This is a genomic window from Curtobacterium sp. ZW137, assembly GCF_003762905.1.
Classification (GTDB): domain Bacteria; phylum Actinomycetota; class Actinomycetes; order Actinomycetales; family Microbacteriaceae; genus Curtobacterium.
In genome coordinates, this window is the sequence record NZ_RJKS01000001.1 from 604,049 (window position 1) to 622,347 (window position 18,299).

The 18,299-nt window shown below is 74.6% G+C and carries 19 protein-coding genes; 7 read left to right on the forward strand and 12 right to left on the reverse strand.

Translation table 11 applies throughout. The features are described from left to right. Positions 1-62 precede the first annotated feature (62 nt). From EDF55_RS02845 to EDF55_RS02870, 6 genes are read right to left on the reverse strand one after another with little or no spacing between them, the layout of a single operon-like run. Entirely contained in the window at positions 63-1,544 is a 1,482-nt protein-coding gene (locus EDF55_RS02845; protein ID WP_123653404.1) for a PfkB family carbohydrate kinase, read from the reverse strand. Then, positions 1,541-2,188 carry an SIS domain-containing protein gene (locus EDF55_RS02850; protein ID WP_207909653.1) on the reverse strand — a complete coding sequence of 216 codons (648 nt, stop codon included), beginning with the start codon at positions 2,186-2,188 and terminating at the stop codon, positions 1,541-1,543. The genes EDF55_RS02845 and EDF55_RS02850 overlap by 4 nt, the downstream gene beginning before the upstream one ends. Beyond that, entirely contained in the window at positions 2,185-3,486 is a 1,302-nt protein-coding gene (locus tag EDF55_RS02855; RefSeq protein WP_123653405.1) for a glycosyltransferase, read from the reverse strand. Before EDF55_RS02855 ends, EDF55_RS02850 begins: the two co-directional genes overlap by 4 nt. After that, positions 3,483-4,481 (reverse strand): glycosyltransferase, encoded by a 999-nt coding sequence (locus EDF55_RS02860; protein ID WP_123653406.1) that lies wholly within the window; start codon positions 4,479-4,481, stop codon positions 3,483-3,485. The genes EDF55_RS02855 and EDF55_RS02860 overlap by 4 nt, the downstream gene beginning before the upstream one ends. A 50-nt stretch (positions 4,482-4,531) precedes the next feature. Next, positions 4,532-5,665, reverse strand: a complete 1,134-nt coding sequence (locus EDF55_RS02865) for a glycosyltransferase family 9 protein (protein WP_123653407.1) — start codon at positions 5,663-5,665, stop codon at positions 4,532-4,534. Further along, a complete protein-coding gene (locus tag EDF55_RS02870; RefSeq protein WP_123653408.1) occupies positions 5,662-6,213 on the reverse strand; it encodes an HAD-IIIA family hydrolase in 552 nt (183 codons plus the stop codon). The genes EDF55_RS02865 and EDF55_RS02870 overlap by 4 nt, the downstream gene beginning before the upstream one ends. 116 nt (positions 6,214-6,329) lie before the next feature. Between EDF55_RS02870 and EDF55_RS02875 the strand changes: the two genes are divergently transcribed. From EDF55_RS02875 to EDF55_RS02885, 3 genes are all read left to right on the forward strand, one after another. Next, complete coding sequence (locus tag EDF55_RS02875; RefSeq protein ID WP_123653409.1) at positions 6,330-7,352, forward strand: glycosyltransferase family 9 protein; 1,023 nt, start codon at positions 6,330-6,332, stop codon at positions 7,350-7,352. Positions 7,353-7,398: 46 nt separating this feature from the next. Further along, positions 7,399-7,755: a PRC-barrel domain-containing protein gene (locus tag EDF55_RS02880; RefSeq protein WP_123653410.1), complete on the forward strand. Its 357-nt coding sequence runs from the start codon at positions 7,399-7,401 to the stop codon at positions 7,753-7,755. A gap of 202 nt (positions 7,756-7,957) precedes the next feature. Further along, on the forward strand, positions 7,958-8,869 hold the full coding sequence (locus EDF55_RS02885; protein WP_185017070.1) for an SGNH/GDSL hydrolase family protein: 912 nt from the start codon (positions 7,958-7,960) through the stop codon (positions 8,867-8,869). Positions 8,870-8,876: 7 nt separating this feature from the next. On the opposite strand, the gene EDF55_RS02890 is transcribed toward EDF55_RS02885, so the two are convergent. Together EDF55_RS02890 and EDF55_RS02895 are read right to left on the reverse strand one after the other, a co-directional pair. Continuing rightward, positions 8,877-9,803: a universal stress protein gene (locus EDF55_RS02890; RefSeq protein ID WP_123653412.1), complete on the reverse strand. Its 927-nt coding sequence runs from the start codon at positions 9,801-9,803 to the stop codon at positions 8,877-8,879. A gap of 59 nt (positions 9,804-9,862) precedes the next feature. Further along, positions 9,863-10,726, reverse strand: a complete 864-nt coding sequence (locus EDF55_RS02895; RefSeq protein WP_123653413.1) for an alpha/beta fold hydrolase — start codon at positions 10,724-10,726, stop codon at positions 9,863-9,865. 23 nt (positions 10,727-10,749) lie between these two features. On the opposite strand from EDF55_RS02895, the gene EDF55_RS02900 reads away from it, so the two are divergent. Next, the gene (locus EDF55_RS02900) at positions 10,750-11,247 is read left to right on the forward strand and encodes an NUDIX domain-containing protein (RefSeq protein ID WP_123653414.1); all 498 of its coding nucleotides are present in this window, start codon (positions 10,750-10,752) and stop codon (positions 11,245-11,247) included. Between the two features lie 47 nt (positions 11,248-11,294). Continuing rightward, the gene (locus EDF55_RS02905; protein ID WP_123653415.1) at positions 11,295-13,349 is read left to right on the forward strand and encodes a carboxypeptidase regulatory-like domain-containing protein; all 2,055 of its coding nucleotides are present in this window, start codon (positions 11,295-11,297) and stop codon (positions 13,347-13,349) included. A gap of 391 nt (positions 13,350-13,740) precedes the next feature. On the opposite strand, the gene EDF55_RS02915 is transcribed toward EDF55_RS02905, so the two are convergent. Together EDF55_RS02915 and EDF55_RS18580 are read right to left on the reverse strand one after the other, a co-directional pair. Then, complete coding sequence (locus EDF55_RS02915; RefSeq protein WP_123653416.1) at positions 13,741-15,105, reverse strand: MFS transporter; 1,365 nt, start codon at positions 15,103-15,105, stop codon at positions 13,741-13,743. Positions 15,106-15,417: 312 nt separating this feature from the next. After that, positions 15,418-15,909 (reverse strand): hypothetical protein, encoded by a 492-nt coding sequence (locus tag EDF55_RS18580; protein WP_132050046.1) that lies wholly within the window; start codon positions 15,907-15,909, stop codon positions 15,418-15,420. 519 nt (positions 15,910-16,428) lie between these two features. On the opposite strand from EDF55_RS18580, the gene EDF55_RS02925 reads away from it, so the two are divergent. Further along, positions 16,429-16,623 carry a hypothetical protein gene (locus tag EDF55_RS02925; protein ID WP_123653418.1) on the forward strand — a complete coding sequence of 65 codons (195 nt, stop codon included), beginning with the start codon at positions 16,429-16,431 and terminating at the stop codon, positions 16,621-16,623. A 6-nt stretch (positions 16,624-16,629) separates the two neighbouring features. On the opposite strand, the gene EDF55_RS02930 is transcribed toward EDF55_RS02925, so the two are convergent. Next, positions 16,630-17,379 carry a YidC/Oxa1 family membrane protein insertase gene (locus EDF55_RS02930; protein WP_123653419.1) on the reverse strand — a complete coding sequence of 250 codons (750 nt, stop codon included), beginning with the start codon at positions 17,377-17,379 and terminating at the stop codon, positions 16,630-16,632. Between the two features lie 57 nt (positions 17,380-17,436). Next, a complete protein-coding gene (locus EDF55_RS02935) occupies positions 17,437-17,721 on the reverse strand; it encodes a DUF6412 domain-containing protein (RefSeq protein ID WP_123653420.1) in 285 nt (94 codons plus the stop codon). A gap of 65 nt (positions 17,722-17,786) precedes the next feature. Here EDF55_RS02935 and ybaK point away from each other — a divergent pair, with 65 nt between their 5' ends. Beyond that, positions 17,787-18,272, forward strand: coding sequence for a Cys-tRNA(Pro) deacylase (gene ybaK / locus EDF55_RS02940; RefSeq protein WP_123653421.1), 486 nt, complete (start codon positions 17,787-17,789; stop codon positions 18,270-18,272). Positions 18,273-18,299 lie beyond the last annotated feature (27 nt).

Consider the following 18,299-nt stretch of genomic DNA (forward strand, 5'->3'; position numbering starts at 1 on the left):
TTCCTTTCGTGGAGGGGAGTGGGGCGACGCGGTCGGGCTGCGTCAGCCGACCGCGCCCAGGGTCAGCCGACCGCGGCCAGCGCGGAGGCGAGGCGGGTCGTGGACCGGCCGGGGTGGAACGGCACGGTGACGACCCGTCCGCCCCACTCGGCGAGCGTGCGGGCCTCGGGCAGTTCGTCCGCTGTGTAGTCGCCGCCCTTCGCCCACACGTCGGGGCGGAAGCGGCGGAGGGCCTCGTCGGGTGTGGTCTCGTCGAACACCACGACGGCGTCGACGCAGTCCAGCGCGAGGAGCAGTTCGACGCGGTCGTCCTGCGTCATGATGGGCCGCTCCGGACCCTTCAACTGCCGGACCGAGTCGTCGGAGTTCAGGCAGACGACCAGGCAGTCGCCGAGCGCACGGGCCGCGGAGAGCGTCCGTGCGTGTCCGGCGTGCAGCAGGTCGAAGCAGCCGCCGGTGGCGACGACGGTCCCGCCGGCGCTCCGGACCTCGTACACGACCCGCAGGGCGTCCCGGTCGGCTCCGGGCACGGCGACGGGGGTCGGTGCGGCGTCGGCCAGCAGCGACGTGACACCGCCGGCGGCGAGGTAGGCGGACGCGTCGGCGACCCCGGCGGCGACCGCGTCCGGGACGTCGGCGCCACCGGCGAGGGCGACGGCGACCCCGGCAGCGAGGCGGTCGCCGGCGCCGCACGGGTCACCGGCGGAGACCGACGGTGCCGGCAGGAACCGGCTGTCCATGCCGCGGGCGGTGCGGCGGCCGACGAGGGCACCGCGGTCGCCGAGCGTCACGGCGACGGCGCCGATGTCCCACGTGGCGACGAGTGCCGCCGCGGCGTCGGTCGCGAAGGGGACGCCCTCGCCGCCGATCGCCGTGAAGCGGCGGGCCTCGGAGGCGTTCGGGGTGGCGACGGCGATCCCGGCGACGGGGTCGGCGCCCCTGGGGTGCGGGTCCCAGACGACGGGGGCGTGTGCGGCGACGCGGGCGATCGCGTCGCGGAGCTCGGGCGCCGCGGCGACACCGCGGCCGTAGTCGGCGACGATCACGGCGTCGACACCGTCGAGCGCGGCGGTCATGGCGTCGGTGACCGACGGCACGGGCGGGGTGTCGCACCCCTCGTCGATCCGGACGAGCGCGTGGTCGCCGACCCGGACCCGGGTCTTCACGGGGGTGGCGACACCGGAGGGTCCGGCGACGATGCGGACGTCCGGCAGGAGGCCGCGGATCGACGTCGCATGGTCGTCGTCACCGAGGACCGTGACGAGGGTCACGTCGTGGCCGTCCTTCGCGAGCATCGTCGCGACGAGGCCGGCTCCACCCGCGCGGCGGTCGTCGGTGCGGACGTCGACCACGGGGACGGGGGCGTCGGGACTGAGTCGTTCGCTGGTGCCGCTGACGTCGACGTCGAGGAGCGTGTCCCCGACGACCGCGATGCGGAGACGGGCGGCGGCGCCGGAACCGCCGGCGGCGGCACGCTGCGCGCCGCCGGCGCCGGAACCGCCGGCGCCGGAACCGCCGGCGCCGGCACGCTGCGCGCCGCTCATCGTCGGCCCCCGCGCCGGAGCGCCGGCTCCATCGCCGTGCAGAGCGCGTGCACGAGGACGAGCTGCGCCTCCTGCACGTTGGCGGACGGCCCCTCGATGCAGATCGCGTCGTCGACGGCGTCGGCGAGCGGGTTCGGCCGCATCCCGGTCATCGCGAGCGAGCGGGCACCGACGGCCCGTGCCGCCGCAGCCGCGGCCAGCAGGTTCGGGCTCTTGCCGCTGGTGCTGAGGAGCACGACGACGTCCCCCGCCCTGGCGTGCGCCCGGACCTGCCGTGCGAAGACCTCCTCGAAGCCGTAGTCGTTCCCGATCGCGGTGACGGCGGACGTCTCGGCGTGCAGGGAGATCGCGGAGTACGCGGGGCGGTCCCCGTCGAAGCGGCCGGTGAGCTCGGACGTCAGGTGTTGCGCCTCTGCGGCCGATCCGCCGTTGCCCGCGGCGAGCAGGCGCCGCCCGGCGACGAGCCGCGACGCGATGTCGTCGGCCCACGCGGCGATGTGGTCGCGGTGGTCGACGAGCGACGCGACGACGGGCACCGACGCCGCGATGTGGTCGAGCACCGCCCGGGCGCTGTCGCTCATCCGCTCGGCCGTGCCGAGCGCACCGGCGGTCCCGGTCCCGGCTCCGTGCTGGTCGATCGTCATCGTGCTGTCCTCTCCGTCGCACGGACGGACCGGCTGGCGTGTGCGCCCCGGCCCGACGTCCTGGGCGCGAGGGCCGCGCCGCCGATCAGTCGCTCGTACACCCGCTCGGTGTCCGCGGCGACCCTGGTCCACGCGTAGCGGGACTCGACCCGATCGCGTCCTGCTGCGCCGTACGCCGCTGCCCGCGCGGGGTCGTCGAGGAGCCCCGCGACGGCAGCCGCCACCGCGGCCTCGTCCCGCGGCGGCACGTGCATCCCGGTCGCGTCCTCCACGACGGTGTCGATGAGGCCACCGACCTGTGACGCCACGACCGGCCGCCCGCACGCCATCGCCTCGAGCGGCACGATGCCGAACGGCTCGTACCAGGGCGCGCAGACGACGACGTCGGCGCTCCGGTACACCGCTGGCATGGCGTCCTGGCCGAGCTGGCCGCGGAAGGACACGTGGTCCCGGACGCCGAGCGAGCGGGCGAGGGCGTCGAGCCGCTGGTACTCCGGGTCGTCCGCGAGGTCGGCGCCCGCGGTGCCGGCACCCCCGACGACGACGAGTTCGACGTCGCGACCGGCTTCGACCAGACGGGCGAGTGCGGCGATCGTGGTGCCGACGCCCTTCCGGCGCACGAGCCGCGACGCGGTGAGGATCCGCGCGGACCGGCCGCGCTCCTCGACGGGCCCGGTCGGTCGGAACCGGTCGACGTCGACCCCGCACGGCACGACCGAGATCGCGTGCAGCGGGACGCCGAGCGCCTTGAGTTCGAACGCCTCGTCGGAGCACGTCGCGACGACCTGGTCGACGCCGCGGCCCACGGCGGGCTCGATCCACTCGCGTTCGGCCGGGCTGGTGTCGGCGGCGCCCTGGTGCCGGCGCTTCACCACGCCGAGGGCGTGGAAGGTCTGCACGATCGGGATCCGCGTCCCGCCGGTGCGAGCCTGAACCTGGGTGACGGCGTCGAGCGCCGCGTGGCCGGACATCCAGAAGTGTCCGTGCACCACGTCGGGCCGGTCGACGAACCACTCGGCGGCGAGCACCTGCGCGAACGTCGCCATGTACGGGTACAGCTCGTCCTTCGGGACCGAGCGCGCGGGCCCGGCGTCGACGTGCACGACCTCGACGCCGGGGCGCAGCATCACGCGGGCGGGCAGGGAGGCGTCGTCGCGGCGCGTGTACACCGTCACCTGGTGGCCGCGGTCCGCGAGCGTGCCGGAGAGTGCGGCGACGTGCACGTTCTGTCCGCCGGCGTCGACACCGCCGAGCACGGCGAGCGGGCTGGCGTGTTCGGAGACCATCGCGATCTTCATCGGGTGCTCCCTTCCAGAGCGGGACTCGGGGTCCGCCGCGCGCGCCGGTGGCGCGTCACGACGTCGTCGAGGAGCTCGTCCCAGTCCCCGAGGAACCGTCCGAGCGAGTGGCGTGCGAGCGCGGCTTCGCGGGCGACGGCTCCGCGACGGCGCGCCTCGTCCGGGTCGTCGACGAGCAGCCGGGAGGCCCGGGTCAGCTCCGCCACGTCGGTCCCGATCGCGCCGGCACCGGCGGGCACGGTGCGCACCGCATCGGTCGTCGCGAGGACCAGGACCGGCATCGCCATGTGCATCGCCTCGATCAGGGAGAGCCCGAGCGAGGTCCAGCGGTTCGGGTGCAGGTACGCGCGACGGTCGGCGAGCGCCGCGTGCATCGGGTCGGGCTTGACGTCGCCGAGCCCGACGAGCCGGTCCCCGTGTCCAAGGTCGGCGAGGTGTTCGGTCCCCATGCCGAAGACGTCGACGGGGGCGACCTCGGCGAACCGGGGGAGCAGGTCGGTGCCGACGACGCGGTTCCGGCGGACGGGTTCGTTGATCACCGCGCCGAAGCGCTCGAGCCGCCCGGTGTACAGCGGGCCGGGGTCGACGACACCGTGCTCGACGATGGTGGTCCGGGCGGCCCCACAGTCCCACATCAGGGCGTTCCAGTGCGTCACGTGCGCGATCGTCAGGTCGTCCCGGTCGCGGAACGGGTGCAGGCTGTTCGGCACGTCGACCCGTGGGGCGTTGTGCTCGACGAAGACGGTCGGCACGTCGCGGCCGCCGAGGAGCGACCTCGCGACCTCGGCCTCCTCGGTCCGCTGCAGCACGACGAGGTCCACGTCGGCGTCGGCCAGGTCCTCCGGGGCGATCTCGACCACGTTCGGCCAGTCGCGTCCCCCGGTCCCGAGCCCCCATGCGTCGCGCGCCGGGGTGGTCGGGACGAGGTACTCGTGCCGGCCTCGGACGAAGGCGTCCATCCAGCCGCCGTGCACGTGCCAGACGAGGATGCGCATGCAGTCCCTTTCGGTGTGACGAGGAGGAGGGGGAGGAGCAGTGCCGGACGCTACGCAGCGCTCTCTGGGCCGCTTCGCAGACTGCTCCCGTTCATCCGCGGAGCGCGTTCGAGCAGGCGTTCGTGCGCCGCGAGGACGTCAGTCGGGGTCACCGACGACAGGCACGGGTGCCCCGGCACGGGGCACTCCCGGGCACGGCTGAGCCGGCACGCCGCGCCCTGGTCACCGAGCAGTTCGACGTGCTCCGCGTCCGGCGCCCACTTCGCCGCCGGCACCACGGGGGAGAAGAGGCTGACGATCCGGGCCCCGACCGCCGCGGCGAGGTGTGCCGGACCGGTGTTGCCCACGACGACGACCTCGGCACCGGCCAGCACCGCGGCGAGCTCCGCCGGGGACGTCCGCCCACCGAGGTCGAGCACCGGCGTCGCGGAACCGGCACCGCCGGCGGCGACCTCGGCGGTCAGCGCGCGCTCCCCGGGGGACCCGGTGACGACCACCGGGATGCCGAGTTCCGCGTACGCGGCGACGAGCGCGCGGTGGTGCTCCGGCGGCCAGGACCGCGCCGGGACGCTCGCGCCGGGGTGGACGACCACGTACCGGCCCAGCGCGACCACCTCGTCCGGTGCGACGGCGTCGTGTCGCACACCGAGCCTCCCGTCGTCGTCCGGCGGCAGCCGGAACCCGGCCGCCTCCGCGATCCGCAGCGCGCGCTCCGGTTCGGGGATGTCCTCGGGGAGGTCCTCACCCGGACGCAGCCGGACGTCGAGCAGCGAGCCGGGGTGGTCGACGGACGCGCCGGAGACCCGGGGGACCCCCGCGAGGCGGAGCAGCATCGCGAGCGGCAGCGGCGACTGGTGGAAGGAGGTGAGGACGACGGCCTCGTCGATGCGCTCCTCGGCGACGACCGCGCGGAACTCGGCGAGGACGGCGTCGTCGAGCGGGCGGGCGGTCTCCGTCACCCACGGCGCTGCCCAGACCCGGACGCGGTCGATGCCGGGGAGCAGTGCGGCGGCCGGCGCGCCCTGGGGGCCGCAGAGCATGGTCACGTGGGACGCTCCGGCGGCAACGGCGCGGACGGCGGGGCCGGTGACCAGGACGTCGCCGAAGGAGTCGAGCCGGGCGACGAGGACCCGGGGCTGGTCGCCGCGCACGGGGTCGCCGCTCCTGCCGTGGTCGTCGCTCATGGCCTGGTCGTCGCGACCCGCTGCAGTGCCAGCGCCACGGCCTCCTCGATCGTGTCGGCGACCGTCTCGGCAGCGTCGATCTCCTCGCGGCGGGTCCGCGGGGTGGGCACCAGGATCGCCTGGGCACCAGCGGCGGCGGCGGCGCCGACGTCCGCGCCGATGTCCCCGATCACGACGAGCTCCGCCACCGGGACGCCGAGCCGCTCGGACGCCTCGAGCACGAGTCCCGGGCGGGGCTTCCGGCAGGGGCAGTCGTCCTCGGGGCCGTGCGGGCAGACGCACCAGACGTCGAACGGCCCGACGAGCTCGTCCACGCGGGCGTTCGTCGCGTCCACCTCGGCGCGGGTGGCTCCGCCGCGGGCGATCACGGACTGGTTCGTCACGACGCCGACCGGCAGCCCCGCCGCCCGGGCACGCTCGACGGCGCGACGGGCGCCGGGGACCGGCACCACCCGGTGCGGGTCCGCGTTGTACGGCACGTCGATGATCAGCGTGTCGTCACGGTCGAAGAGGAGACCGCCGACGACGCGGTCCACCGAGAGAGCCATGGCCCAGGTTCTACCCGGGACCGGCCGGGCGGCGGAGCAGGAAGGCCCCGGAGCGCGAAGGCCCCGGAGCGCGACGGGCCGGACGCGTCCGGTCGGCGGCGGCTACCGTCGGCCGCGTGACCGCCCTCGATGCCCTCCCGCCCTCCGACGGCCGCCCCGAGCTCGTGGTGCTCCGCGCCATCAAGCTCGGCGACCTGCTCGTCGCCGTCCCCGCACTCCGCGCGCTCCGCCGTGCCTTCCCCGACCACCGGATCAGCCTCGCCACGACGGCCTGGCTCGCGCCGGTCGTCGCGTTGGTCCCGGCAGTGGACGTACACCTCGCGCAGCAGGGCTTCGACCACCCGATCGGCGTCCCGGCCGGGGTCACCGACGTCGCGGTCAACCTGCACGGCGCCGGTCCGGAGTCCGAGGACCTCGTCGCGGCGCTCGGCGCACGACGGACGATCCACCACGGCGAGGGTGGTCCGTCCTGGGAGGACGGCCCCGTCAACGAGCGCGAGCGCTGGGTGCGGCTGCTCCGCGCGTACGACATCCCGGCCGACGCGGACGACGTCGCGATCGACCGTCCGGCGGAGCCGCCGGTGGTCGACGGCGCGGCGGTCGTGCACGTGGGTGCCTTCCACGGCGCGCGGCACTGGCCGGTGGACCGCTTCGCCGAGGTGGTGCGCGGGCTCCGTGAGCGCGGGCACGACGTGGTCCTGACGGGAGGCGCGGCTGACGTGGCGCGGGCGGCCGCGGTCGCCGACGCGGCCGGGCTGCCGCCGGAGGCGGTCCTGGCTGGGGTCCTCGACCTGCAGCCGTTCGCCGCGGTGGTCGCCGCCGCCCGGGTCGTCGTCACGGTGGACACCGGTGCGGCCCACCTCGCCTCCGCGTACGGGATCCCGTCGGTCGTCCTGTTCGGCCCGGCGCCGCCCGAGGCGTGGGGACCGCCGGCGTCCGGTCCGCACGTGGTGCTCACCGACGCGTCGGTCCGTCGTGGCGACGTCTTCTCCGAGGAGCCGGACCCCGCGATCCTCGCCGTGCACCCGGTGGACGTGCTCGCGGCCGTCGACGGGCTCGGCGTGGTGCCGGCCGGTTCCGGCGCGGGTGCCAGTCCGGACGCCGCGGGCGCTCGGGCAGCGGCGAGCGTCGACCAGTAGCGTCGGGAGGACGGGCCGGAACGACCGGCGCCGTGGAGGGAGCACCGTGTTCGAAGCGGCCAACATCCGGGACTGGATCGGCCTGCCGGTCGTCGACGAGAGCGACGACAAGGTCGGGACCCTCGAGAGCATCTACTACGACACCGCGACGTCGGAGCCGGCGTTCGGCGCGCTCACGACGGGGCTCGTCGGGTTCCAGAAGCTCGTCTTCGTCCCGCTCGTCGGCGCCACCGTGACCCCGAAGAACCTGCGGGTGACCTTCGGCAAGAAGGTCGTCAAGGACGCGCCGTCGATCCCCACCGACGGTGAGCTCGACGCCGCCGCCGAGCCGGACCTGTACGCCCACTACGGCCTCCAGTACCAGACCGGCAGCGGGGGAGAGCGTCGACTCGGCCGACGTTGAGGGGGACGGCACTAGCCTGATCCCTTCCCGTCCGACCGCTCCGCACTCCCGAGGTACCGCCCTGCTCCGCTCCGTCCGTTCGACGCTGCTCGCCGCACTGGCGGTCCTCGGCGTGCTCGCCGCCGGGTCCCTGCAACCGACCGCGGCGGAGGCGGCGCCGCTCTGGCCGGTCCCGCAGCCGTACCGGGCAACGAGCGAACCGGTGGAGCAGCTCGACGGGATCCCCGCGGGCAGCGAGTACGTGGCCCTCGGCGACTCGTACTCGGCGGGGTACGGACTCGACGACCCGACCGGCCTGCCGGTCACCGCGTGCGGGCAGTCGGCCCAGGACTACCCGCACCGGATCGCGGCCCGGTTCGGGCTCGCGCTGCACGACGTCACGTGCGGCGGAGCGACGAGCTCCGACATCACCACCGGGCACCAGTTCAAGGGCGTCCCGCCGCAGATCGAGGCGCTCTCCGACACCACCCGGCTCGTCACGCTGACGATCGGCGGCAACGACGCGGACATCTTCGGCACCGCGGCGTCCTGCCTCGCGCTCTCCGCGAAGGGGCCGGTGTTCTCCGGGCGCGACGCCCCGTCCTGCCGGAGCACGCTCGTGCAGGACGGCGAGGACCAGCTCGGTGCGAAGATCCAATCGCGCGTCGCCCTCGGCATCGCGGGCACCCTCGCCGCGATCCGGCAGGCCGCGCCGAACGCCCGGATCGTGTTCCTCGGGTACCCGGCCATCTTCCCGGACGCCGCGCACACCCCGGCGAAGGGGTGCTTCCGGTCCGCGCTCGACATCGGCACGCTCACCGGCGCGTTCCCGGCGAACTCGTACCCGTTCACGAACACCGACGTGCGGTACCTGCACGGCGTGCAGCAGGAGCTGAACGACGTCGCGAAGTCCGCCGCCGCAGCCGCCGGCGTCCGGTACGTCGACGTGTTCGCGTCGACGCAGGCCCGGTCGGCGTGCGCGACGAAGCGCCCGTACGTCTCGGGCGTGACGCTCGACTCCGCGAACGGCCTGCGCCGCATCGACCTCGAACCCGGGGCGCTGCACCCGAACACCCGCGGCGTCGCCTACCTGACCCGCCGTGTCGAGTCCGCGGTGCGGAGCCTGGCGGGCTGAGGCCGGGTCAGGCGGGGACCTCCTCGTCGTCCGGCGTGGCGTCGGTCGCCGCCGTACCGGTCGCTGCTGCACCGCCGGCTGTTGCACTGTCCGCTGCTGCACTGCTCGCGGCCGCCTCGTGCGCGCTCGGCGGGACGACGCAGACCGGTGACACCGTTGCGCGGAGGACGTCGTGCAGCACCGAACCGGAGAGCACGTGCACGTGTCCCTGCCCGAGCACCACGAGGGACGCCTGCCGGGTGTGCGCCGCGATGGCCCGTCCGGGGTGCCCCTCGACCAGGAGCGGCCGGACCCGGACGTCCGGGTAGCGGGCCGCCAGCACGGCGGTCGCACGCTGCAGGAGCGCCTCGTTCTGCCGGCGCCAGCGGAGCGGGTCCTCGGCGAAGTCGGTGAGCCCGGTCCGGGTCAGCACCGGCATCTCCCACGCCCGGAGGACCGTCAACCGGCGGTGCCGCCGTCGGGCCTCGTCGACGGCGATGGCCACCGCGCGCTCGTCGAGCGGTTCCTCCACCGCGAGGACCACGTCACCGTCGATCGGGTGCGGACCGTCCGGCACCACCACGGTCGGCACCGCTGACCGTTCGGCGACCCGCGCAGGACCGTTGCCGGCCGTCGAACCGCGGCGGCTCCGGAAGGTCCCGACGACGAGCAGGTCGCCCGCGTCCGACTCCCGCACCAGTGCGGCATCCAGGGGACCCGCGTGCCGCACGATCGCGACGTCGACCCCGGGCAGGGCGTCGCGGGTCTCGTCCGCGACGTGCTCCGCCACGCGTTTGCCGTCCGACCCGACACGCCCCTCGAGCGCCGGGTCGACCCCGACCACGCGGACGTGCTCGATCCCGGTCCCGGCGCGGGCCGCGACCCAGGCGATGGCCTCTTCGTGGGGACGCGCCGCGTCCGCCGCCAACGTGACCGTTCTCCAGTGCTCGTCCATCCCGATCGACCTCCTCGTCGAGATCCGCCGGGGCGTCAGGTGGCGCTCCTGGCGCGAAGCTACTCCCGCAGGGTGCCGAGCAACCAGTCCATCGCCTGCGGAACACCTGCGAGGACGGCGATGTGCCCGGCGTCCGCCCGCTCGTGGAAGGTCGCGTCGGGCAGCCCGGACGCGAGCATCCGGCCGTGCGCGAGTGGTATCACCCGGTCCTCGACACCCTGCTCCACGAGCACCGGGACCCGGACGTCCGACAGCGCGAAGCCCCAGTCCGTCACGAACGCCAGGTCGTCGTCCGCGGCGCCCTCGCTCCCCGTCGGCCCCGCGGCCTGCGCGTCCTGACCCAGCGCCGCCCACTCGCCGTCGAGGGCGGCCCAGTCCGCGTCGGTGAACTGCGCCGGGTCGAAGCCGGCCGTCTCCGCCCAGGTGAGTCGCGCCTCCCGACCGGATCGTGCCGAACGGAGGCCGCCGTCGTCGGCCATGCCCGCCCACCAGGCCGGCGTGTCGACGAACGGGGCGGGGGAGGCGAAGGTGGCGACCGCGGAGACGCGGTCCGGCAGCAGGGCCGCCGCAGCGAGGGCGTGCGGGCCGCCGCCGGAGCCGCCGATGGTGGCGACGCGGTCGATGCCGAGCGCGTCGAGGACCTGCTCGAGGTCGCGGGCGCCGTCGGCGACCGTGCGGCCGGGGAGGGGGTCGGCGCCGCCGAAGCCGGGGCGGGTGAGGGCGACCAGGCGGATGCCGCGGGCGGTGGCGTGGGCGAGGACCGGAGCGAGGTGCCTGCCGGTGTGCGGGGTCTCGTGGTGCCACACGAGTGTGGGCGCGGCTGGGCCGGTTTCGACTGGGCTGGTTTCGGGTTGGCCGGTTTCGGGTTGGCCGCTGTCGTCGACGTGGACCGTGCGCTCGTCGCTGAGCCGGATCGCGTGCATGGCGGCGAGCGTAGTCTGCCGGCGTGGTGCGGAGTGCGGGACTGCTGCTGTACCGGACCGGCGCGTCCGGGCTCGAGGTGTTCGTCGCGCACATGGGCGGACCCTTCTGGAAGCGACGGCCGCGGGCATGGTCCATCCCGAAGGGGGAGTTCTCGGAGGACGAGGCCCCACTGGACGCCGCCGTGCGGGAGTTCGCCGAGGAGATCGGCGTCGCCCCACCCGACGTGCCCTACGAGCTCCTCGGGGAGTTCCGGCAGTCGTCCGGCAAGCGGGTCACGGTGTTCGCGGGCGCTGCGCCGGAGTTCTCGGTGTCCGCGGTCCACTCGAACACCGTGCGGCTCGAGCTGCCACGCGGATCCGGGCGGTTCGTCGAGGTCCCGGAGGTCGACGACGCCCGGTGGGCGCCGGTGGACGCCGCACGGTCGATGCTGGTCGCGGGGCAGGTGCCGGCGCTCGACGCGCTGGCCCTGCTTCGTCACGACGACGTCTCGATCTGGCCCGATCCCGCGGATGCTGGTTAGCCTGAGCGAGCGCCGGGGCACACCGACGCGCGAGCAGGGGAGCACGCATGCGTCAGTGGCGTCGTCGTCGAGTGTTCGTGGCCGGGTTGACCGGGATCGTCCTCGGAGCAGGGCTCGCACTGGGGGGAGCGACCAGCGCATCCGCGGCAACGACGGGGCACTGGGGTGACTTCACCGTCAGCGGCACCAACAAGGCGTACACGGGGACGATGACGATGCCCGGGTTCCCGGACACCACGTTCACGTCGAACTCCCGCCAGACGACCGTGATCAGCGGTGCGTCGACGTGGCAGGGCTCGTCGACCGGCCCCGGTGGCCGCTACGGCTCGAGCCGCGGGAACACCTACATCAACCAGCGCCCGAACAGCGACTCGCCCACCGCGGCCGCGGCGTCGACGACGACCTACACGTTCGCGACGCCGACGCCCGCCGGCAGCTGGTCGTTCGTCCTCGGGGACATCGACGCCGACCAGGCGACGATCACCGCCACGGTGCAGGGCGGCGGGGTGGCGACCGGAGCCCAGCTCGGCTACCAGGGCTCCTACAACTCGTGCTCCACCGTCTCGGTCGGCGGATGGTCCTGCCCCGCCGACCCGGGCAACGTGCCCGCCGGGTCGGACGTCCCGTCGTACAACGTGTCCTCGACGGCCGGGCTGCTCGTCGGCAACGTCCAGGCGAACGACACCTCCGGCGCCACCGCCTGGTTCACGCCGACGGTCCCGCTCGACTCACTGACCGTCACGTACCAGGCGCGCAGCGGGTTCCCCGTCTACCAGACCTGGTTCGCCTCCCGGACGGCGGCGCTCACCGGCACCGCCACGCTCGACGGCACCCCGATCCCCGGCGCGACGGTCACCGTCACGGCGCCGCGCGGGACCGTGTACACGACGACCACCGCGGCCGACGGCACGTACTCGTTCCCGTCGCTCCCGCAGATCGCCGGGTACACCGTGGTGGTCACGCCACCGGAGGGGGCGACTCTTGCGACGGCGCCCGGCCCGGTGACGCTCGACGGCACGGACGGGACCGCGAGCTTCGCGTTCACCGCGCCGACTGGCACGACGTCGGTGATCGGCACCGTCGTCGACGAGGACAACCGCCACCCCGTGGCCGACGTCCCGATCGTCATCATCGACCCGTCCGACGGGTCGACCCTCGTCGAGACCACGACGAACAGCGACGGGGTCTACACCGCCTCCGGGCTGCCCGCCGAGACCGAACTCGGCGTCTCCGTCGGTGGAGCCGACCCCGTCGTGATCACCACCGGCGAAGCGGGTGCAGCGCCGGTCGAACCCGACCCGATCGTCGCGCCGGCCGCCGCGGTCGCGACGATCTCCGGCACCGTCACGCTCGACGGGGCTCCGGTGGCGGCGGGGACTGTCGTCGAGCTGCTCGACGGCACAACCGTCGTCGGGAGCACCATCACCGCGGCCGACGGCTCGTACTCGTTCACAACTGTCCCCGGCGGCTACACGGTCCGGACCGTCACCCCCGCTGACGGGGCCACCGGACTCGTCTCGCGTCCCGCCGACGCGACCTCGGGGTCCGCGACCGTCGACTTCCCGTTCACGTCCCCGGTCGCCCCCGTCCCCGTCACCGTGTCCCAGCCGGGCACCGTGACGGACTCGAACGGCGATCCCGCTGCGGGCATCCCCGTCACGGCCACCCCGACGGACCCGGAGGCCGGCGCTCCCGTCACCACCACGACGGGCGCCGACGGGAGGTTCACGCTCACCGGCCTCGCCGCGGAGACGGAGTACACGATCGTCGCGGGCACGGGCTCGCGCGCCGGTGATCCCGTGACGATCACGACGCCCGCCACCGGTTCGGGCGTGCCGCTCGCCCTCGTGGTCCCGGCCGCCGCGGTGACCCCGCCGCCGACGTCCACCCCGACGCCGACGCCCACGCCGACGTCGTCACCGACCACGGTGCCGGTGTCCTCGTCGGGCGGTGGCTCCGGGTCCACCGGTGCCCTGGCGTACACGGGCGCCGACATCGGCCCGGCGGCCATCGCGGCCGGCGTGCTGGTGCTCCTCGGTGCCGGGCTGCTCACCTTCCGGGCCGCGCGCAACCGCCGCCGCACGGAGCACTTGCAGGACTGACGCGGGCGCTGCGCTGCGTCCCGCCCCACGCACCGCACGAGGTGTTCGACACGGCACCACGGGATCCCGTGGTGCCGTGTCGATTCCGTGGCGCGCTGCCGTCGCGGCGGCGGTAGTGGTCGTGGTGGTCATGGTGGCGGTGGCGGTGGCGGTCGTGGTGGCCGCGGTGGTCGTGGCGCCGCGCGGGTCGTTGCGCACGCGGAACGACGAGTGCGCTGTCGTACGACAGCGCACTCGTCGCTGCCCCGCGTGCGCAACGACCCGCGTGCGCAACGAACGACATGGCCGCTGTCGTACGACAGCGACCATGTCGTTCCGCATCAGTCCCCGAGCCCGCCGCGCCTCCCGCGCCGCCCTGCCCCGCGCCCGAGCCCGCGCCCGCGCGCCCGCGTCAGCGCACGCGCCGCGTCCGCTGCGCGCCCGTCACCGTGGCGACGGACCCCGTCATCGTCTGGATCGCCCGGGTGATCACCGGCATGGACGTGGTGACGACGGCGAGCGAGGACGTGATCGCCTCGATCGAGGACGTCGACAGGTGCGACTGGTGCGCCGAGTGCACCGGGAAGCCCCGGCGTGCCGCGACGACCACGCCGAGCGACCCGAGCAGCACGAGGGCCCCGGCCAGGGGGAGCGTCTGCATCCCGGACAGCCCGAGCACCTGCCCGCCGATCGCCGCACCGCCCGCGATGCCGATGTTCGACGCACCGTTGACCAGCGCGCCCGCGATGTCGGGGGAGACGCCCCCGGTGCGGATCGCGGCAGCCATGAAGAGCGTGCCCGTCGTGCCGTTCGCTGCCATCCAGACGCCGGCGACCACCATCGTGCCGATGAGGGACCCGTGGACGAACGGCAGTGCTGCGAAGGCAGCGGCCATCGTGGCGACGGCCGCGATGAGCGTCTGCCGCGGCGCCTTGTCGACGAACATGCCGGCGAGCCACAGGCCGATCACGCCGGTGCCGCCGAGCACGAGGAGCGCGCCGCTGACCATCCCGGACGCGAGTCCGGCGTCGATCACGTACGGCCCGATGTACGTGTACACGATGTAGTGCCCGGCGAACAGGAGCAGGTCGGCGACGACCACGGCGAGGAGCCCGGTCCGCGCCCAGGCCTTCGGGGAGCCGATGTGCGGGGACGACGTCCCGCGGACGGACGGCAGGAACACGAACGCGACGACGGCGAGTGCTGCGGCGCAGAGCGCGACGGCGCCGACGGCGGGACGCCACCCGATGGACTGCCCGACCCCGGTCGCGAGCGGCACCCCGACGACGAACCCGAGCGAGCTGCCGGAGTACACGAACGCGATGGCGCGCCCGGCGAGCCGCGGCGGCACGATCCGGGTGGCGTACGCGGAGGCGACCGAGAAGAAGAGCGCGTGGGCGACACCGCCGACGACCCGCCCGGCGCAGACCACGGCGAACGACGGCGCGAGCGCGACCATCAGGTTCGAGACGGCGTACCCGACGAGGGTCGCGACGAGCACGGCCTTCCGTGGGAGCCGCGCGGTGAGCGAGGTGAGGGGCAGTGCGAGCAGCGCGACGGCCGCGGCGTAGACGGTGATGACGATGCCCATGGTCGACTCGGTGACGCCGAGGTCGGAGCTCATCGTCCCGAGCAGCCCGACGGGCATGAGCTCGGTGGTGATCGCGAAGAACGTGGCGAGGCCGAGGACGGCGATGCCGACGATCGACTTCGAGGTCAGGACGGTGGTCGAGACGGACGACGTGGTCGTGGTGATGGACGCGGTGTTCGTGGACACGGGGCTGACCTCCTCAGGACGTGGTGGAGCGCGCGACGGGGACGTCACGTCGGCGACACCACGACCGGGTCGGTCGGGCTGTGCGCGCTCGCTGTGGGTGTGCGGGTGGGTGGTACGTGGTCACTCCACGGCGAGTGCGATCAATCCAGTGTTGCACGCGACTCCGCGATTGTCACAGGAGCGCTCCAACGAATTCGCTGAGCGCGGACCGTGCGGACGCCGTGGAACGGACCGACCGCGCCGAACGCGCCACCGGGCACCCGGCACCCGGCACCCGCAAGCTCAGACCGCGCCACCGCGCACCCGGCACGCTCAGAACGAGTTCGTCACCGTCCCACGGACCCCGCCGCCCGAGAGGTTCACCGTCAATGTCCCGCTGAGCGACGACGCCGAGAGCGACACGGCACCGTGCAGCGCGTCCTCCCGCGGGTAGCACGCGCTCGTGGCCTGCAGCCGGTCCGCCGTCGCCACCAGGCAGATCGTCGAGCGGTCCGTCCCGACCCCGGCCCACACGTTCCACGGCGTCGCCGCGTCGTCCCCGCTCAGCGACCGGTTCGTGAACACGAGCCGCGTGGTGTGCAGGCTCACCGGTGCCTCGAGCGACCCGGGCAGCTGATCCGCGTACGTCTGCGGGGCGTCGAGCAGCTGCTGGAGCGTGATGGTACCGGCGGTCGGCGTGACCGACGGTGACGACGGGGCCACCGGGTGCACCGTCCCGATCGCCAGACCCGTCCCGAACGCGACGACGACGGCCGCCGCGGCACCCCCGGCGAGCCACGGCCGCGCCCGCGCGCTCCGCACCACGCGCAGCACCCGTGGCCAGACCCGCGACCACCGACCGGTCGCCGGCTCGTGGAGCGGCTCCCGTTCACCGCCCTCGGACGGGAGGCCCGGATCACCTTCCGACGTCGGCTGCCGCTCCGGCGTGGGGTCGGCCTCCACTGCGGCGCGCACCTCCGCCGGTCGGCTCGCGTCCGCGCTCGGCGCATCCGAGGCCGTGCGTGCGGAGCGGGGCTCTGCGGGACCCGAGCGCGACGGGCGAGGGTCCACCGCCGCCGCGCGTGCAGGCCAGCGCCGTCCGGAGTCCAGGTCCGCGAGAGCGATCCGGGCGCGAGCGGCCTCTGCCTCGCTCGATCCCGAGCCCCACGCGACGCGTTCCAGGCGCGCTCGTTCCAGGTCGGTGTCGCGGTCGTCCTCGGCCATGCGCACTCCCGGTTCCCGGTCGCTGCTCTCTCTCGCGTTCAATGGTGGCACTCGGCGCCCCGGTGCGCGCACCGGATCGGCCGGTCGCACGCACCCAGTCCAGGGGAGTACGACGGCTCCATGAGCGATGCACGCGAACCCGACCCCGAGGTCCTCGAACCGGTCAGCCACGACGCGACCTCCGGCGAGGCCGACTACGTCGCGACGAACCCGGGCGGCAGCGGCACCGAGCGGCACAACCCCCTCCCGGAAGAGGAGCAGGGCCGCGGCACCGAGTACGACCCGGTCGACGAGGGCCCCGAGCACGAGGGCTGACCGGCGCTACGCCAGCGCCCGCCGCAGGACCGCGCGCTCGGCCAACGTCCACGCCGCGCTCGTGACGACGTAGAGCGCGGCCGCGAGCGGTGCGATCGCCGCGAACACGACCGTGACGAACGGCGCGAACCGCCCGATCGCCGCCGTCGCCGCAGCCCCGGGCACGTCCGGCGCACCGTCTGCTCCGGGCACGGCAGCGGGGTTCCACCGCAGGTTCGCCCGCCGGGTCAGCTCGACGAGCACCACCAGCACCGCGAGGAGCAGCACCACGACCCAGGCGTGCACCCACAGCGGCGAGGTCACGACGGCGACGAAGGAGTGACCGAGCGGGATGCCGGCGAACGTCGCCTCGAGCAGCGTGTTCGTCGCGCCGGCGATGCTCGCGTGGGTGAACAGGGCGTAGAGCATCGACACGACCGGCGCCTGCGCGAGCACGGGCAGACACCCGGCGAGCGGTGACACCTGCTCGGCGGTGTAGAGCTCGCGCATCGCGCGCTGCAGTCGCTCGGCGTCCTTCCCGTGGCGCTTCCGCAGCGCGGCGACCTGTGGCGCGAGTCGACGGCGGTCCCGTTCGGCGCGGACCTGCAGCACGGACAGCGGGACGAGCACGGCCCGGACGGCGATGGTGAGGAGCACGACGGCGAGTGCGGCCCCGAGCGGTCCTGCGACGGGGGAGAGCGCCCCGGAGAGCGTGGCGAGCAGGTCGGCCCCGAGGTGCAGCAGGGGTCCGACGACGGGCAGGGTCGAGAGGTCCATGACGTTCCGATCGATGAGGGTGACGGGGGTCGGCGAGCGACCCGGCACCGATCGGTGTCAGGTCGCGGGGACGACTCCCGGTGCCCGCGGACGGGCGTGCCCCTCGGCGTCGGGGTGGCTCCACGCGATGCGCGTCACCAGGTCGAGCGGTCGGCGCCCGGGGATCCCGACGCGACCGGGTGCGACGCCCAGCACGAGCGCGAGCACCTGTGCGACGAGGACGGCGGCGGCGACCGCGGCGACCCCGAGGCCCGCCAGTGCGAGCATCGGCAGCGCGCCGGAGGCGGGGTCGACGAGGAGCAGCGCGGCGACGGCGCGCAGGAACACCTCGATGACGGCCATGGTCCGTTCAGCGTAGCCCCGCGTGCCGCTCGGGAGGAACGCCCTGGTCAGGGGATGATCACGACATGAGCGCAGGTTCCCCGAGCACCCCCGCCACGCTCGCGTTGGAGCGCGCCGGGGTCCCCTTCACCCCGCACGTCTACGAACACCACGAGACGGCGACCAACTTCGGGGAAGAGGCCGCAGCCGCGCTGGGACTCCGCGAGGAGCAGGTCTTCAAGACCCTCGTGGTGTCGGTGGACGGCACCCTCGCGGTCGCGATCGTCCCGGTGGCGAACCGCCTGGACCTCAAGGCGATCGCCGCGGCCGTCGGCGGGAAGAAGGCCACCCTGGCCGACCCGGCCCTGGCGGAGAAGCGCACCGGCTACGTCGTCGGTGGCATCAGCCCGGTCGGGCAGCGGTCCCGGATCCGCACGGTCCTCGACGTCTCGGCGGAGACGTACCCGACGATCTTCGTGTCGGGTGGTCGTCGTGGGTTCGACATCGAGATCGCCCCGAGCGACCTCCAGGCGGTCACCGACGCGACCACCGCGGCGATCGCCCGGACCTGAGTCGGGTCGCCGCAACTTTCTCCGACG

Excerpts from the sequence above, each read along its gene's own strand:
- EDF55_RS02855 (WP_123653405.1), bottom strand. The coding sequence starts at position 3,486 with ATGAAGATCGCGATGGTCTCCGAACACGCCAGCCCGCTCGCCGTGCTC.
- ybaK (WP_123653421.1), top strand. The coding sequence starts at position 17,787 with ATGAGCGCAGGTTCCCCGAGCACCCCCGCCACGCTCGCGTTGGAGCGC.
- EDF55_RS02890 (WP_123653412.1), bottom strand. The coding sequence starts at position 9,803 with ATGGACGAGCACTGGAGAACGGTCACGTTGGCGGCGGACGCGGCGCGT.
- EDF55_RS02845 (WP_123653404.1), bottom strand. The coding sequence starts at position 1,544 with ATGAGCGGCGCGCAGCGTGCCGGCGCCGGCGGTTCCGGCGCCGGCGGT.
- EDF55_RS02860 (WP_123653406.1), bottom strand. The coding sequence starts at position 4,481 with ATGCGCATCCTCGTCTGGCACGTGCACGGCGGCTGGATGGACGCCTTC.
- EDF55_RS02905 (WP_123653415.1), top strand. The coding sequence starts at position 11,295 with ATGCGTCAGTGGCGTCGTCGTCGAGTGTTCGTGGCCGGGTTGACCGGG.
- EDF55_RS02850 (WP_207909653.1), bottom strand. The coding sequence starts at position 2,188 with ATGACGATCGACCAGCACGGAGCCGGGACCGGGACCGCCGGTGCGCTC.
- EDF55_RS02895 (WP_123653413.1), bottom strand. The coding sequence starts at position 10,726 with ATGCACGCGATCCGGCTCAGCGACGAGCGCACGGTCCACGTCGACGAC.
- EDF55_RS02925 (WP_123653418.1), top strand. The coding sequence starts at position 16,429 with ATGAGCGATGCACGCGAACCCGACCCCGAGGTCCTCGAACCGGTCAGC.
- EDF55_RS02865 (WP_123653407.1), bottom strand. The coding sequence starts at position 5,665 with ATGAGCGACGACCACGGCAGGAGCGGCGACCCCGTGCGCGGCGACCAG.
- EDF55_RS02870 (WP_123653408.1), bottom strand. The coding sequence starts at position 6,213 with ATGGCTCTCTCGGTGGACCGCGTCGTCGGCGGTCTCCTCTTCGACCGT.
- EDF55_RS02930 (WP_123653419.1), bottom strand. The coding sequence starts at position 17,379 with ATGGACCTCTCGACCCTGCCCGTCGTCGGACCCCTGCTGCACCTCGGG.
- EDF55_RS02935 (WP_123653420.1), bottom strand. The coding sequence starts at position 17,721 with ATGGCCGTCATCGAGGTGTTCCTGCGCGCCGTCGCCGCGCTGCTCCTC.